The sequence below is a fragment of the Pseudomonas sp. FBCC-B35 genome (genome assembly GCF_059133755.1).
In genome coordinates, this window is the sequence record NZ_CP101439.1 from 382,001 (window position 1) to 397,248 (window position 15,248).

The 15,248-nt window shown below is 60.7% G+C and carries 16 protein-coding genes and 1 pseudogene; 10 read left to right on the forward strand and 7 right to left on the reverse strand.

From position 1 onward, the window contains the following. The first annotated feature begins 7 nt into the window (after positions 1-7). From NMB38_RS01640 to NMB38_RS01665, 6 genes and pseudogenes are all read left to right on the forward strand, one after another. Positions 8-883: an iron-containing redox enzyme family protein gene (locus NMB38_RS01640; RefSeq protein ID WP_042139517.1), complete on the forward strand. Its 876-nt coding sequence runs from the start codon at positions 8-10 to the stop codon at positions 881-883. Further along, positions 880-2,112: an ATP-grasp domain-containing protein gene (locus NMB38_RS01645; RefSeq protein ID WP_125922203.1), complete on the forward strand. Its 1,233-nt coding sequence runs from the start codon at positions 880-882 to the stop codon at positions 2,110-2,112. Before NMB38_RS01640 ends, NMB38_RS01645 begins: the two co-directional genes overlap by 4 nt. 108 nt (positions 2,113-2,220) lie before the next feature. Then, positions 2,221-3,402: pseudogene (locus NMB38_RS01650) on the forward strand (cation:proton antiporter). A gap of 65 nt (positions 3,403-3,467) precedes the next feature. After that, the gene (locus tag NMB38_RS01655) at positions 3,468-4,337 is read left to right on the forward strand and encodes a DMT family transporter (RefSeq protein ID WP_028687255.1); all 870 of its coding nucleotides are present in this window, start codon (positions 3,468-3,470) and stop codon (positions 4,335-4,337) included. A 107-nt stretch (positions 4,338-4,444) separates the two neighbouring features. After that, positions 4,445-5,380, forward strand: coding sequence for a LysR family transcriptional regulator (locus tag NMB38_RS01660; protein ID WP_345956511.1), 936 nt, complete (start codon positions 4,445-4,447; stop codon positions 5,378-5,380). 27 nt (positions 5,381-5,407) lie between these two features. Beyond that, positions 5,408-5,650 (forward strand): rubredoxin, encoded by a 243-nt coding sequence (locus NMB38_RS01665; protein WP_494354877.1) that lies wholly within the window; start codon positions 5,408-5,410, stop codon positions 5,648-5,650. Positions 5,651-5,666: 16 nt separating this feature from the next. On the opposite strand, the gene NMB38_RS01670 is transcribed toward NMB38_RS01665, so the two are convergent. From NMB38_RS01670 to gshB, 7 genes are all read right to left on the reverse strand, one after another. Further along, a complete protein-coding gene (locus tag NMB38_RS01670; RefSeq protein ID WP_027914041.1) occupies positions 5,667-6,938 on the reverse strand; it encodes a dihydroorotase in 1,272 nt (423 codons plus the stop codon). Continuing rightward, positions 6,935-7,939 carry an aspartate carbamoyltransferase catalytic subunit gene (locus NMB38_RS01675; RefSeq protein WP_027914040.1) on the reverse strand — a complete coding sequence of 335 codons (1,005 nt, stop codon included), beginning with the start codon at positions 7,937-7,939 and terminating at the stop codon, positions 6,935-6,937. Before NMB38_RS01675 ends, NMB38_RS01670 begins: the two co-directional genes overlap by 4 nt. Before the next feature lie 12 nt (positions 7,940-7,951). Continuing rightward, a complete protein-coding gene (gene pyrR, locus NMB38_RS01680; RefSeq protein ID WP_023533003.1) occupies positions 7,952-8,470 on the reverse strand; it encodes a bifunctional pyr operon transcriptional regulator/uracil phosphoribosyltransferase PyrR in 519 nt (172 codons plus the stop codon). A 49-nt stretch (positions 8,471-8,519) separates the two neighbouring features. After that, positions 8,520-8,957 (reverse strand): Holliday junction resolvase RuvX, encoded by a 438-nt coding sequence (gene ruvX / locus NMB38_RS01685; protein WP_028687253.1) that lies wholly within the window; start codon positions 8,955-8,957, stop codon positions 8,520-8,522. Then, entirely contained in the window at positions 8,957-9,526 is a 570-nt protein-coding gene (locus NMB38_RS01690; RefSeq protein WP_027914039.1) for a YqgE/AlgH family protein, read from the reverse strand. Before NMB38_RS01690 ends, ruvX begins: the two co-directional genes overlap by 1 nt. 46 nt (positions 9,527-9,572) lie before the next feature. After that, on the reverse strand, positions 9,573-10,472 hold the full coding sequence (locus tag NMB38_RS01695) for an energy transducer TonB (RefSeq protein WP_027914038.1): 900 nt from the start codon (positions 10,470-10,472) through the stop codon (positions 9,573-9,575). 139 nt (positions 10,473-10,611) lie between these two features. Beyond that, entirely contained in the window at positions 10,612-11,565 is a 954-nt protein-coding gene (gshB, locus tag NMB38_RS01700) for a glutathione synthase (RefSeq protein WP_027914037.1), read from the reverse strand. Positions 11,566-11,804: 239 nt separating this feature from the next. Between gshB and NMB38_RS01705 the strand changes: the two genes are divergently transcribed. The 4 genes from NMB38_RS01705 to NMB38_RS01720 are packed head-to-tail and all read left to right on the forward strand — an operon-like array spanning position 11,805 to position 15,241. Continuing rightward, positions 11,805-12,206, forward strand: a complete 402-nt coding sequence (locus tag NMB38_RS01705) for a response regulator (RefSeq protein ID WP_027914036.1) — start codon at positions 11,805-11,807, stop codon at positions 12,204-12,206. 48 nt (positions 12,207-12,254) lie between these two features. Continuing rightward, complete coding sequence (pilH, locus tag NMB38_RS01710) at positions 12,255-12,620, forward strand: twitching motility response regulator PilH (RefSeq protein ID WP_027914035.1); 366 nt, start codon at positions 12,255-12,257, stop codon at positions 12,618-12,620. After that, a complete protein-coding gene (locus NMB38_RS01715) occupies positions 12,617-13,168 on the forward strand; it encodes a chemotaxis protein CheW (protein WP_027914034.1) in 552 nt (183 codons plus the stop codon). Before pilH ends, NMB38_RS01715 begins: the two co-directional genes overlap by 4 nt. A 48-nt stretch (positions 13,169-13,216) precedes the next feature. Then, positions 13,217-15,241 (forward strand): methyl-accepting chemotaxis protein, encoded by a 2,025-nt coding sequence (locus NMB38_RS01720; RefSeq protein ID WP_225806697.1) that lies wholly within the window; start codon positions 13,217-13,219, stop codon positions 15,239-15,241. The last annotated feature ends 7 nt before the right edge of the window (positions 15,242-15,248 follow it).

The window sequence follows — 15,248 nt, forward strand, 5'->3', positions numbered from 1 at the left end:
AGTGCACATGACCCAATTGGCTCGTGATACGCAACAGCAACTCGCCGACTATTACCGCTGCTTTCTCGGCGATCCGGCACAGCTTGTGGCCGCGCAACAATCAGTGAGGTCATCCCGCAAGATCGTGGAGTTTCTGGAAGATGAGTGGACCGTTGCCGAGGAGCGTCTGGTTGATCGGCGCGAGCTGCCCGCCACGCGAGAGGCGTTTCTTCCGTGGTACCTGATGTGCGAAAAGAAGATCAATGAAGATATTCGCTTCTTCGTAGACTTCCTACGCTTTCAGGCCAGTGTGGAACAAGTCGCTTACTACATCTGCATGGAGGAAATGGTCGATGGCTCATTCGACGATCTGATGGCCTTGGCCCAGCTGGGTATGCCAATTCGTTGCAAGATGATCGCTGCGGAAAACTATTGGGATGAAATGGGTAATGGCGACTTCGCCGCCGTGCATACCACGATGTTTCGCACCTCGTCTAGCTACATGCGGGATGTGTTGGTCAATGCGGGAATCAATGTTGAGGCACCTCCTCTCGAATGCTTGATGAACGGCAACATCTTGCTTATGTGGGCCATACGCCGTGAGTACAACATGCGCCTTATTGGAGCGATGGGCCTAGTGGAGGGGTCGGCGCCGGTACGCTTCGGTGCCACCACTGCGGCGATGGAGCGCTTGGGCTTGCCGAAGGATGTGATCGCCTATCACAAGGCCCATATCAGCATCGATACGCGACATAGCGCTGCCTGGTACGGAACAGTGTTAGAGCACTACGCGACGGGTGGCGAGGATGTGGTGCGCGAGCTCTCGTTGGGCGTGATGATTCGCTACAACGTCGCGCTGCGGTATTACCACTTCATGTACAAAACCATGCGGAGTCTGGGATGAGTGCTCAACGACAAACGGTGGTCGTCATCGACCCGATCAGTTCGGGTCGGCGTTATGGACTGAATATTCGCAACAAGGGATACCGAGCGTTGGCGCTGGTTACTCGCAAGCAATTTCCGGGACGTCTGCATAAGCTGCATGGCGTCGATGGTTTCGACGAGGTGGTGCATGTAGAGAGCTTAAAGCAGGCTAAGGCCAGCATGGCAGGAAGGGAGGTGCATGCGGTCATCCCTGGTTCCGATTCGGCATTGCGAATCAGTGACCGTTTGGCCGCTCATCTGGGGTTGGTCGGGAACCCTGTCCAAACCTGTATGGCCCGGATGAATAAGTTTGAGATGAAGCTTCGATTGCAACACGAAGGCGTTCCGGTAATACCTGCGTTCAAGCTGACTATGGATGAATTGGCCAACGGATATGATCCGGGTGTTGCGTTCCCCGTGGTGGTCAAACCAACTCAGGGTACGGGAGCGAAGAATGTGAGGGTCTGTGAGTCCTTGGGCGACATTTACAGGGCACTGGCGGCTATCGAAAGTGATGACGAGCCTGGAGGGCAGGAGGAGAGGCATGCACTGGTGGAAGCGTATATCGACGGCCCTGAATACTTCATCGTTACGGCGAATCTGGGAGTGGCGGCGCGACAGATTCTCTGCTTTGCAGAGTACGAAAAGATCCGAATCGGCGACTGCCCTAGCGTTTATCGCAATATTCGATCCCTTTCGCCCGTAAGCGATCAGGCGCGCCAGGCATTTGCCTACCTATGCGAGGTCAACTCTGCTATCGAGGCCAACATTGGCATCAACGATATTGAGTTCAAGATCAACTCGTCAGGACACTTCATCATTGAACAGAACGGTCGCCTGCCTGGGGCGAATGTACCTTCACTGATTGAGTTGTGCACCGGGTTGAATTGCTACGACCTCAACATCGATATCTACCTGGGGCATGCGCCACTCACCTTGGCAGTTCCGCACTACAACAGGCATTTTTGTATCTGTTGCCTGATTTCTGAACAGAGCGGCAAGGTGACGGAGATTGAAGGCATTGAGTTGGTCAAGGAGCTCGAGTCATTTCATGAGCTTGCCTTTCTCGTGGCGAAAGGCGAAGTCATTGAGGCGACACAGGACTTCCTATCGACCTGGGGTTTTGTCTACCTCATCCATAAGGATCCTGACGTCCTGCGTAGGCATGCGGAAACTGTCCATGAGTGTATGAAGCTGGCGCTTTCCTAGCCAAAGGATTGATGGCAGGTCTTAGGTGAGGGGAAAGCCATGTCGAACTGGATAGTGCTGGTGTGTCTGATTTTGCTTGCCTGTGCAGTCTGCGGGCGTCTGGCAACGATGCTTGGTCAGAGTCGAGTAATTGGGGAGATCGTTGCCGGTATAGTGCTGGGCCCCACGTTGCTGGGAACTTGGTTTCCACAAGTGTCGGCAAGAGTGCTGACACCCGAATCGATGGATGTTGTTCGAGCGCTTGCCGAATTGGGGCTGATTATGCTGATGGTTGAGGTGCCTTGGCATGCCGCAGGAGGCGGAAAACACCCCGGAGAGCAGCGTGCGTCGGCCTTGATCGCAAGCTGTGGAATTGTGTTGTCGTTTTTTCTGGGGTGTGTCGTGGGCGCTTGGTCAAAGGCGTCCATCGCACCAACGCAGCCTTATTGGCCGTACGTGATCTTCTGTGGTGTCGCAATGTCAGTGACTGCACTGCCTGTCTTGGTGAGGATTATCCAGGAGCATGGAGGCATTGATGAGCAAGCGAGTCGATTGGCGCTCTCGGCGGCGGTGTACACCGATGTGTTCGCCTGGTGTGCACTGGCGCTGGTCCTGACTTTGCACATCAGTGGTGCGGCAGGCCCGTTCAAGAGTCTGTTCAGGCTAAGCGGTCTCGCGGTTTATGCCAGCCTGACGGTCCTGGTTCTCCGTCCTTGGCTGAGAAACCGGATTAGCCACACTGCGCTGAGTGAACGCTCCCGTGTCGCGACTGCCTTTTTTTACTGTCTGCTATCAGCGCAGGTTACCGCGATGCTCGGTTTCCACTAGGCTATCGGTGCGGTCATGGCGGCGTACGTGTTTCACGATCTGTTCTCGATGGAGCATGCATGGCGTCGATGGATCGGCAGATTTGCTCATCTGTTTCTTACTCCGATCTTCTTTGCCTGCTCGGGTATCCAGGTTTCGCTGAGCGCTTTGAATGAGCCAACCCTCTGGCAGTGGCTGTTGTGGTTCCTGCTGGGGGGTACGGTTGGCAAGGTGCTGGGCTCATATATCGGTGCAAGAATATATGGATTGAAATCAATTGATTCCATTGAGGTTGGGGTGTTGATGAACACGAAAGGCCTCGTGGAATTAGTACTGCTTGGTGTAGGACTTCAGGTGGGAGTGTTGTCTGAAAGTTCCTACAGTGTTCTGTTGATGCTGGCCCTTGCTTCGACAGTGTTAACTAATCCGTTAATTTCGCTTTTGAGTAAGTGTTCTGGCAAGAATGCCGTCGTGGATAAAGCGCCGTCGCGTAGAGGTGTTTGATTTTTGGCGTGAGTCCGATTATCGTCTGGAGCAGCGTAGGAGCACTCATAATAAGGAAGGCTGCTTTGGACGTATTAATGGGTTTGTTAGCGGCGGTATGTTGGGGGGCGACAGACTTTTTGGTTGGCGTTAACGCTCGAGCGGTTGGGGTAAAGCGGGCGGTGTTTTTCGGGCAGTGTTTAGGGCTTTTATTAATGGGCATGATTGTTGTAATTTCAGCCAGTCAGTGGGAGAAGCTCATTTCTGCGCCCTGGCGTGCGATAGGGATGGGGGTAGTTGCTTCTTTGTGTACTGTGGTGGGAGCACTCGCGCTGTCGAAATCTTTTGCTATCGGCAAAACTGCGGTTGTAGCACCTTTGGTCACCTCCTATGGCGTTTTCACCACACTGTTGGCGTGGCTGAGCGGTGATGCCCTGTCAGTCTGGCAGGTGAGTGGTATCTTCGTTTGCTTCTTTGGGGTTTTACTGGCCAGTCGCAGTGATCATGGAGGTGATTTCGAACGCAAGACCACCAGCACGACCTCAGTAGGGTTCGCTTTGCTGGCGGCCATGCTTTACGGCATGAGCTTCTGGATTCAGGGCAAGTTCGCCTTGCCGGTTCTGGGCCCTGTGAACATGCTGGCGCTGGGCTATGCAGTGGGGGTCATGTTCCTCATTCCTGAGGCTTTCAGGCTGCTGCGGCACCGCGCAACGATCAGGTTCAAGACCTTTGGCTCCCTATGTGGCGCCAGCCTGTTCAACCTAGGGGGATTCTCCGCTTTTTCCTGGGGAGCACTCAGTGGTTCGGTTTCTGTTGTTACCGTGATCAGCACCCTGTCGGGCGGGATTGCCGCGGTTCTGGGGTATTTCTTTTACCGCGAGCGGCTGTCGGCCATTCAGCTTGGCGGGATCAGTCTGGTGTTGTTAGGGGCTGTGCTTCTACATCTTTATGGTTGAGATTTTTCGACGATACAGACGATTGCGGCGATTTTTGGACTTTTGGGGGCCCAATGCCAAGGGCTTATGTTTTCGTTGTTGGTCTGTAGATATGAGTGGTCATAATAATGGACTATCGAGGCTACCTTCCGAAAAGCCATGTGGATATGTTGCCCTGCATGGCGGCTTTTGCAGTTGTTGTAGAAACGGGGAGTTTTGTTCATGCATCAGCCCGTCTAGGTTTGACCGCGTCAGCAGTCAGCAAACAAGTGTCCAAGCTTGAGAGCGCCCTTTCGATTCGATTGCTGGAACGCAGTACGCGTAGGTTGAAGGTTAATGCCGAGGGCGCGCAAATATATTCGCACTGTAAAGAGTTGCTGGAATCTTCGGCCAATGTATTTAGGTTGAAGGAAAGCTTTCTCGAAAGCCCGCAAGGGCTTATTCGTATCGCGGTGCCGCGCTCATTGTATGGAAGATGTCATCAACTAATCCCAGGTTTTCTAGAGCAATATCCGGATATCAATGTTCAGCTCATTTCCAATGAGGGTGCGTTGGACTTCATCGCGGAAAGCATCGACATCGGCATCAGGATTACCGACGCTCCACCGCTGGGGTTGGTAGCGCGTAAGTTGTTCCCTGTCGACTTTGTGGTCTGCGCTGCAGATAGCTACCTGGAAAAGTACGGTCGTCCGGTCCACCCTTCAGCGTTGGTGGAGCACAGTTGTATACCTTTTTCCGATACCAGCGAGATCCAAACCTGGAAGTTGGCATCGGTGCAAGGGGTTTATGAAGTCAGTGTTTCAGGACGCTACGTTTCAGACAGTCCAGAAGCTGTGCTGAATGCCACCCTCTCGGGTCTTGGTATTTCCTGTCTGCCTGCCAGCCTTGCCGGTGAAGCAATTGCCGCCAACGACCTGGTGAAAGTGCTGCCCGAGTGGAAGTACGTGGGGGCGTTGCAGGGGATGGCTTGGATCCTCCATCAACCTGGGCGGCATGTATCACAGAAGATCAAGGTGATGGTCGATTACTTGGTCGGCGCATTACGAAGTACAGGTCGAGCATAAGGGATCACAGGGTTTGGAGGGGGCGTGATGACGACAACGATAGCCGGATACTATTGTGAAAAATGTTGGTATGTATACGATCCTGCACAAGGCGATCCGGAACATGGCATCAAGCCGGGTACGGTATTCGAAGACATTCCGCAGCAGTGGCGCTGTCCCGATTGTGGCCTGAGCAAGGAGGCTTTCGTCCTCAGGAGCGATGGGCCGCACAGCGGCCCCAACGCTACAAGCTGTAAAGCTGAAACCCTAAACCGCAACACAACTCATTGATCGGCCGGCCCCTGGCTCACGCCTCGTGACAGACGCGCCCATCGACCAACGTATAGCGCACAGCACCCGGCAGGCAGTGCCCGATGAACGGGCAGTTGTCGCCACGGGAGTACCAATGCTCACCCGCCACGGTCGAGGCCTGTGGATCGAATACCACCAGGTCAGCCGCTGCCCCCACCTGCAACTGGCCAGCCGGCAGCCGCATCGCTCCAGCAGGACCACAGGTCAGGCGCGCCAGCAACGTGGGCAGGTCGAGCAAGCCATCCTGTACCAGCGTCATGGCCAATGGCAGCAACACTTCCACGCTGCTGATACCCGGCTCCGTGGCGCCGAACGGGGCCAGCTTGGCATCGCGCTCATGAGGCTGGTGATGGCTGGCGATCGCCTGGATCACGCCGGTTTTCACCGCCTCGCGCAGGCCATCGCGGTCGGCAGCGCTACGCAGTGGCGGTTGCACGTGGTACAGGCTGGAAAATTCACGCAGCGATTCGTCGGTCAGGATCAGCTGGTACAACGCGACATCGGCAGTCACCGGCAGGCCAAGGCTTTGCGCCTGGGCGATCAACCGGGCGCCACGGGCGCTGGTGATCTGGGTGAAGTGAGCGCGAACACCTGTCTGCTCCACCAGCAGCAGGTTGCGCGCCAAGGCCACGGTTTCGGCAGTTTCAGGGATGCCGGGCAAACCCAGGAAGCTGGCCATGGCCCCTTCGTGGGCAAGGCCGCCCTGGGCCAGGTCGCGGTCCTGGGAGTGGAACACCACCGTCAGGTCGAACGTGGCGGCGTACTCCAGCGCACGGGCCAAAGTGCGGTTGTTGGGTATTTCCTTAAGGCCATTGCCAAAAGCGACGCAGCCGGTGTCGCGCAGGCCTACCAGTTCGGCCAGCTGCTCCCCCTCCAGGCCCTTGGTCAGCGCACCGATCGGGTAGACCTTGCTGTTGCCCGCCTCGCGGGCGCGGTCCAGGATCAGCTCGGCCACTGCCGAGGTGTCCAGGGCCGGGCGGGTCTGCGGCGGGCAGCACAGGCTGGTCACGCCGCCGGCCACGGCCGCGCGGGTCTCGCTGGCGATGGTGCCTTTGCGGCTGTAGCCGGGCTCGCGCAGTGACACGCCCAGGTCCACCAGGCCAGGGGCGACGACCAGGCCATCGGCCTGAAGGGTGCGGCTGGCAGCAAAGCCAGCGGGCGCGGCGCCCATGGCGGCAATGCGGCCACCCTCCAGGTGCAGGTCGGTGACCTGGTCAAGGCCGCTTTGAGGGTCGATGACTCGGGCGCCAAGAATGCTGATGCTCACTGGGCGATCTCCTGGTCGAGTTGACGTTGTACGTTTTGCCCGCTCATGGCCATGGACAACACGGCCATGCGCACGGCGATCCCGTAGGTAACCTGGTTCAGGATCACCGAATGCTTGCCATCGGCCACGGCCGATTCGATTTCCACCCCACGGTTGATCGGGCCGGGATGCATGACGATGGCGTCCGGCTTGGCGCCTGCCAGGCGGGCGGTGGTCAGGCCGAACAGACGGTAGAACTCGCCTTCGCTGGGCAGCAGGCCACCGGTCATGCGCTCACGTTGCAGGCGTAGCATGATCACCACGTCCACATCCTTGAGGCCTTCTGCCAGGTCGGTGTACACCTTCACGCCATACTGCTCGATGCCGACGGGGATCAGGGTTTTGGGGCCGATCACGCGAATGTCCGGGCAACCCAGCGCCTTGAGCGCCAGCATGTCCGAACGCGCCACGCGCGAATGAAGGATATCGCCGACGATGGCAACCGATAGGTTCTCGAAGCCGCCCTTGTGACGGCGAATGGTGAGCATGTCGAGCATGCCCTGGGTCGGGTGCGCATGGCGGCCATCACCGCCGTTGATCACGGCAACCTCCGGGCACACGTGCTCGGCAATGAAGTGCGCCGCGCCCGAATCCGAGTGGCGCACCACGAACATGTCGGCCGCCATGGCTTCAAGGTTGCGCAAGGTATCGAACAGCGTCTCGCCCTTGCTGGTCGAGGAGGTCGACACGTTCAGGCTGATCACGTCGGCCGACAGGCGCTGGGCGGCCAGCTCGAACGTGGTCCGGGTTCGGGTCGAGTTCTCGAAGAAGACGTTGCACACCGTCTTGCCACGCAGCAGCGGCACTTTCTTCACGGCGCGGGCGCCGACTTCCAGGAAGGAATCGGCAGTGTCGAGAATTTCGGTCAGCAGTTCGCGGGGCAAACCGTCAAGCGAAAGGAAATGGCGCAGCTGGCCCTGATCATTGAGCTGCAGCGGGCGCTTGGCGTCGATTGGCGTCATCGCGGGGGACTCTTAAAGGGCGGTAGCGGGGGCGAGGTCCTGGCGCTCGAGGGCGAGCGGCGTGGGTCCGGTCAATTTTACCCGTTCATGGGCCGCCAATGACAAGGTGGCGCCGAGCACATTCGGGCGGATGGGCAGCTCGCCTGCATCCAGGTCCAGCAGGCAGACCAGGGTGACGCTGGCCGGACGGCCATAGTCGAACAGTTCGTTGAGGGCGGCACGAATGGTTCGACCGCTCATCAGCACGTCGTCTACCAGCACCAGGTGCTGGCCTTCGATTTCGAACGGCAGCTCCGAGGGGCGCACCTGCGGGTGCAGGCCATTCTGGCTGAAGTCGTCTCGATAGAACGACACGTCAAGCGTACCCATGGGGCTGGTGTCGTCCATGGCCTGTTGCAACGCCTGGGCCACCCACACACCGCCGGTGCGAATGCCGATGTAGCGTGGCTCGGCGATGGCGCGGCGGGCCAGATGGGCGCGAAGGTCGACAGCCATCTGCCGGATCAGCGCGGCAGGATCAGGTAGGCTCATTGCAGGTTCCTCGGAAGGGTGCGCCGGAGGCATCCGGCCGCGAAGATGATCAGGTATTGGCCTCCAGCCAGCTTTGCAGCAGCAGGGCGGCGGCGATAGCGTCGACCGGGTTGTCCCGGTACGTGCCGCGCTGGCCGCCACGGGCCATGCGCTCACCCTTGGCCTCGAACGTGGTCAGGCGTTCGTCATGGGTATGCACCGGCAGGTTGAAGCGCCCATTGAGGCGGCGGGCGAATTTTTCGGCGCGGGCGCTCATGTCGCTGGGGGTGCCGTCCATGTTCAGCGGCAGGCCGACGACAATGGCGTCAGGTTTCCATTCGGCGATCAGGCGCTCGACCTGGGCCCAATCCGGCACGCCATTCTGGGCGCGCAGCGTACACAGTTCACGGGCCTGGCCGGTGACCGCCTGGCCGACGGCAACGCCAATCTGCTTGGTGCCATAGTCGAAGCCCAGCAGCAGCCGGGGTGCGGCAAGTGCGTCGGCCATCAGGCGTGGCCCGCTTGGCTGGTCAGCAGGTGAAGGTTGATGCCAAGGCTTGCGGCCGCCGCTTCCAGGCGCAGCTCGCTGGTCATGGCAAACAGGATATCCGGGTCGAACGCACAGTTGAGCCAGGCGTTATCGGCCAGTTCGGCCTCCAGCTGGCCCGCTTCCCAGCCGGCGTAGCCCAAGGTGATCAGGCTCTTTTCCGGGCCCACGCCTTCCGCGATGGCGAACAGCACGTCCTGGGACGTGGAGAGCGAGAGGCCCTGGAGTTCCACCGTGGCCTGGTAGCTGCACTCGCTGGTGTGCAGCACGAAGCCGCGGTCGGTCTGCACCGGGCCGCCTTGGTAGATGGGCACCTGCAGGGTGCTGGCCGACGGGGTTTCGTCCGGGCGCAACTGCTCGAGGATGTCGGCCAGGTTCAGTTCCTGCGGCTTGTTCACCACAAGCCCCATCGCGCCATGAGCATTGTGCTCGACGATGTACGTGAGGGTCTGGGCGAAGTTCGGGTCGGCCATGTGCGGCATGGCGATCAGGAACTGGTGCTTGAGGTAGCTCGGCGTGAGGTTCTTCATGGGGGATAGTGTGGCGCCACCCGGCCACAGCTGCAAGCGTGCCGGCTCAGTTGCTGGACAACCGATCGCCTCTGGCGAAGCGCCAGGTGCGGATGATTTCCAACCGGTCGTACTCGGCCAGGTCACCGGTGAACGGTGCGAACGGTGCAGCCAGGCGCACAATGCGCTGGGCCGCCTGGTCCAGCACGGGCTGACCGGAGGATTCGAGCACCAGCACTTCGTAGAGTGACCCGTCGCGGTTGATCGAGACCATCATGCGCAGGTTGCCGTAGATCTGCTGCCGGCGTGCCTCGTCCGGGTAGTTCAGGTTGCCCACGCGTTCGACTTTCTTGCGCCACTCCTCCTTGTACCAGGCGCCCTTGTCGCGCATGGTCGAGGCCGCATTCAGGCGATGGATACGCGGGCGCTTGGCATATTGCTGCTGCTCATTGGCAAGCTCGGCTTCAAGGCTGGCGATCTGGCTGGACAGCTGCGAGCTGTCGAACTCCCGCACGGGCGTGCTCGGCTTGGGCTGGGGCTTGCTTTCCCGGGGCTTGGGCTCGACCTTCTGGGCCTTGGGGGCCTTGGTCGCGACCGCCGACTTCTGTGGAGGCGGCGGTACCTCGGGCCTGGCGGCAGGAGGCGGCGTGATCTTGTTGATCTTGGTGTCCTGGAAAGGCGCAAGCTCGGTGGTCTTGGGCACGGCCTTCTTGTCCAGGGTGCCGCTGCCTTGCTGGTTGTCCTGCGCCTGGAAATCAGCCTTTTCCGGCGGCTTTTCGCTCTTGAACGTGGCCAGGGTGATGTCCATGGTGCGGCTGATCTGCGCCGGCTTGACCACGGTAAAGCCCACTCCGAGGATCAACGCCAGGTGCACCAGCGCCGCCAGAAACAGCGTGAAGCCCAGCCTGTCCACCGGGCGAACGCGGGGCGGCAACAGGTCGGCGGGGATGTCAGCGGGCAGCGTCATCAGGTATCCAGGGGCATCGTCGAGCTACAAACGGCACGCGACAGTCAGCAGAAGCACGGGGCGGCCGTGCCGGGCTTGCAGCCTGTCGCTTGCGGGTGAGCATGATACCCCACGCCAGCCCGTTACCGAATGTCCGTGGTCAACGCGCCTTGAGCTGGCGATCAATGGCATCCATCAGCTGGCCGCCGATGTCGGTGCCGTAGGCGGCGTCGATTTCGCGGATGCAGGTGGGGCTGGTCACGTTGATTTCGGTGAGGTAGTCGCCGATCACGTCCAGGCCGACGAACAGCAGGCCTTTCTCGCGCAGTGTCGGGCCCACCTGGGCCGCGATCCAGCGGTCGCGCTCGCTCAAGGGGCGTGCCTCGCCGCGACCACCGGCTGCCAGGTTGCCACGGGTTTCGCCGCTGGCCGGAATACGGGCCAGGCAGTAGTCGATCGGCTCGCCGTCGATCATCAGGATGCGTTTGTCACCGTCCTTGATCGCCGGCAGGTAGGCCTGGGCCATGATCTGTTGAGTGCCCAGCAGGGTCAGGGTTTCGAGGATCACCGACAGGTTTGGGTCGCCCGCCCGGTGACGGAAGATCGACGTGCCGCCCATGCCATCCAGGGGCTTGAGGATCACATCGCCATGCTCGGCGGCGAATGCGCGGATGATGTCCGGGCGGCGGCTGACCAGGGTAGGCGGGGTGCACTGCGGGAACAGCGTGGCGAACAGCTTTTCGTTGCAGTCACGCAGGCTCTGGGGGCGGTTGACCACCAGCACGCCTTCGCTTTCGGCCTGTTCGAGCAGGTAGGTGCTGTAGACGAATTCCAGGTCGAAAGGCGGGTCCTTGCGCATCAGGATCACGTCCAGTTCGGCCAGGGCGCTGTCCTGCTCCTCGCCCAGCTCGAACCAGCGGGCCGGGTCTGCGAACACCGTCAATGGGCGCATGCGCGCACGGGCCTTGCCTTCGCCTTGATACAGGTCGCGCTGCTCCATGTAGAACAGGCTCCAGCCGCGTGCCTGGGCAGCCAGCAGCATGGCCAGCGAACTGTCCTTCTTGTAGGAGATGGACGCAATAGGGTCCATGACAATGCCGAGGCGAACGCTCATGGGGTGGTTCCTCTTGGCGGCGTGGCCGCGATGGATCGAAAGAAAAGTGGCTCAGGGTGGCGCCGCCAACGCCGCCGGTCAAGGGGCGCGGCAGATGGAATGGCTACCCGGACTGTGCTAAAAATGCAGCTTCAAGCCTTTGGCTACACGCCTCAAGCGAAAAGCGGCCATGGGCCCATGGGGCTTTCCTGTCGCGTGCCGCTTGCACCATGCAGCTCAATTCCCCCGGGTAGGCGTCTATGGAACAACCCCTGAAAGTGATGGTGATCGACGATTCACGCACCATTCGCCGCACGGCGCAGATGCTGCTCAGTGAGGTGGGCTGCGAGGTCATCACTGCCAGCGATGGCTTCGATGCCCTGGCCAAGATCGTCGATCACAACCCGGCCGTGATCTTCGTCGATGTCTTGATGCCGCGCCTGGACGGCTACCAGACGTGCGCGGTGATCAAGCAGAACAGCACCTTCAAGGACGTCCCGGTGATTCTGTTGTCGTCGCGCGACGGTTTGTTCGACAAGGCCCGCGGGCGTGTGGTCGGTTCTGATCAGTTTCTGACCAAGCCGTTTACCAAGGAAGAACTGATCGAGGCAATACAGGCCCATGTGCCTGGGTTTGCCACAGCCCAACAAACAGCACCCTGACCGTGCCCTGCCCTGGCACGGTCTTACGAATCCTGATGGGGAACCAGTATGGCCCGCGTTCTGATTGTCGACGATTCGCCGACAGAAATGTATAAGTTGACCCAATGGCTGGAAAAGCACGGGCACGAGGTACTCAAGGCCAATAACGGCGCCGATGGCGTGGCCCTTGCCCGGCAAGAGAAGCCGGATGCAGTGCTCATGGACATCGTGATGCCAGGCATGAACGGCTTCCAGGCCACTCGCCAGCTCAGCAAGGACCCGGAGACCAAGGCCATTCCGGTCATTGTGGTGACCACCAAGGACCAGGAGACCGACCGCATCTGGGCGACGCGCCAGGGCGCACGTGACTTCCTGACCAAGCCCGTGGAAGAAGATGCGCTGGTGCAAAAGCTCCAAGAGGTGCTGGGGGCTTGACCACACGCCCGCAGGGGGCGTCGCTGACCGCCTTCGAACTGTTGCTGGATATCGATCGCCGCTGCCGGCTGCTGGTGGCCGACCAGCCAGCTTCGGGTGACAGGTTGCAGCAGTGGAGCGGCATCGGTTTTCGTGTAGCCGGGCAATGGTTCGTCGCCCCCATGGGCGAGGTGGCCGAAGTGCTGCGTGAGCCCCGCAGTAGCCGAGTACCCGGTGTACAACCCTGGGTATGCGGGGTGGCCAATCTGCGTGGCCGGCTACTGCCCGTGATGGACCTGGGCCGTTTCCTCGGCCTGGGCAGTGCCGTGCCAGGCAAGCAGCGCCGCGTCCTGGTGCTCGATCACGAGGCGCTTTTCGTTGGTCTGCTGGTGGACGAAGTGGTGGGCCTGCAGCACTTTGCTATCGACAGCCTGCAACCTGCGCTGCCAGTGACCGATGCTGCCGGGCCCTTCGTTCAGGGGCGCTTCGAACGCGACCACGACTACTGGGCGATCTTCAGCCCCTTTGCCCTGGCCCAGGCACCGGGCTTTCTCGATGTGGCGTTATAGGACCTTGCAAACGTGAACCAGCCTGCTCCCCCCGTCACCGCCACCACCGTGAGCCCCCGCACCCGCAGCATTGCGCAGATCACCGTGCTGTTCCTGATCCTGATCCTCTCGATCATTCTGCTGTTCGCCAATTTCGCCTACCTCAACACCCAGTCCAACTACGACAAGCAGTACATCGGCCATGCCGGCGAGCTGCGCGTGCTGTCCCAGCGCATTGCCAAGAACGCCACTGAAGCGGCTGCCGGCAAGGGTGTGGCCTTCAGGCTGCTGTCCGATGCGCGCAACGACTTCGAGCGTCGCTGGGGCTACCTGCGCGAAGGCGACAAGGCCACTGGCCTGCCCGCAGCGCCACCCTCGGTGCGCGAAGAAATGGAAGCGGTGCGCGATGACTGGGAGAGCCTGCGCAAGAGCACCGACACCATCCTGGCCAGCGAACAGACCGTGCTGTCCTTGCACCAGGTGGCGGCAACCCTGGCCGAAACCGTCCCGCAGTTGCAGGTCGAATACGAAAAAGTGGTCGAAATTCTGCTGCAAAGTGGCGCCCCGGCCAGCCAGGTCGCCGTGGCTCAGCGCCAACTGCTGTTGGCCGAACGTATCCTGGGGTCGGTCAATACCGTACTGGCCGGCGATGCGGCGGCGGCGCAGGCCGCCGATGCCTTCGGCCGTGATGCCGGCCGCTTCGGCCAGGTGCTCGAGGGCATGCTCAAGGGCGACGCTGGCATTGGCGTTACCCGTGTCGAGGACGCCGATGCCAGGGCGCGGCTGGCGGAAATCGCCGAGCTGTTCCAGTTCGTGGCCGGCTCGGTCGATGAAATTCTCGAAACCTCGCCGGAGCTGTTCCGGGTGCGGGAGGCGGCCGGCAGCATCTTCAGCCTGTCGCAGACCTTGCTCGAGGAAGCCTCGCACCTGGCCAACGGGTTCGAAAACCTGGCCAGCGGGCGCACGCTCGATACCGTTGGGGGGTATGCACTGGGCTTGTTGGCGCTGGCCTCGATCATCCTCATCGGCCTGGTCATGGTGCGCACCACCAACCGTCAGTTGCGTGAGACCGCCGAAAAGAACGAACGCAACCAGCAGGCGATCATGCGCCTGCTCGATGAAATCGAAGAGTTGGCAGATGGCGACCTGACGGTGACCGTGTCGGTGACCGAAGACTTCACCGGCGCCATTGCCGACTCCATCAACTATTCCGTCGACCAATTGCGCGACCTGGTCGCCACCATCAACCACAGCGCGGTGCAGGTCGCCTCGGCGGTGCAGGATACGCAGAACACGGCCCGCCAGTTGGCCAAGGCATCCGAGCAACAGGCCGAGCAGATCAGCGAGGCCTCCGAGGCAGTCGGGGACATGGTCGAGTCGATCGACCGTGTTTCGGCCCATGCCTACGAGTCGGCCAAGGTCGCCGAGCGGTCCGTGGCCATTGCCAACAAGGGCAATGAGGTGGTGCACAACACCATCGATGGCATGAACAACATTCGCGAGCAGATCCAGGACACCGCCAAGCGCATCAAGCGCCTGGGCGAATCGTCCCAGGAGATCGGCGATATCGTGAGCCTGATCGACGACATTGCCGACCAGACCAATATCCTGGCCTTGAACGCCGCGATCCAGGCCTCGCTGGCGGGTGAGGCAGGGCGGGGGTTCGCCGTGGTCGCGGATGAGGTCCAGCGCCTGGCCGAGCGCTCGTCCTCTGCCACGCGGCAGATCGAAGCCCTGGTGCGGACCATTCAGGCCGACACCAACGAAGCGGTCATTTCCATGGAACAGACCACGGCCGAAGTCGTGCGCGGCGCCAGGCTGGCGCAGGACGCCGGCGTGGCGCTGGCTGAGATCGAAGGGGTTTCGCAGAACCTTGCCGACCTTATCCACAGCATTTCCGATGCGGCCCAATTGCAGACGTCCTCGGCGGGGCAGATCTCACACACCATGGCCGTCATCCAGCAGATCACCGCCCAGACGTCCGCAGGTTCCAGCGCCACCGCCGACAGCATTCGTCACCTTGCGCGCATGGCCAGCGAGATGCGCCGTTCGGTCTCCGGATTCACCCTGCCGGCACCTGCCGAGCCCCATTGAGAAATGC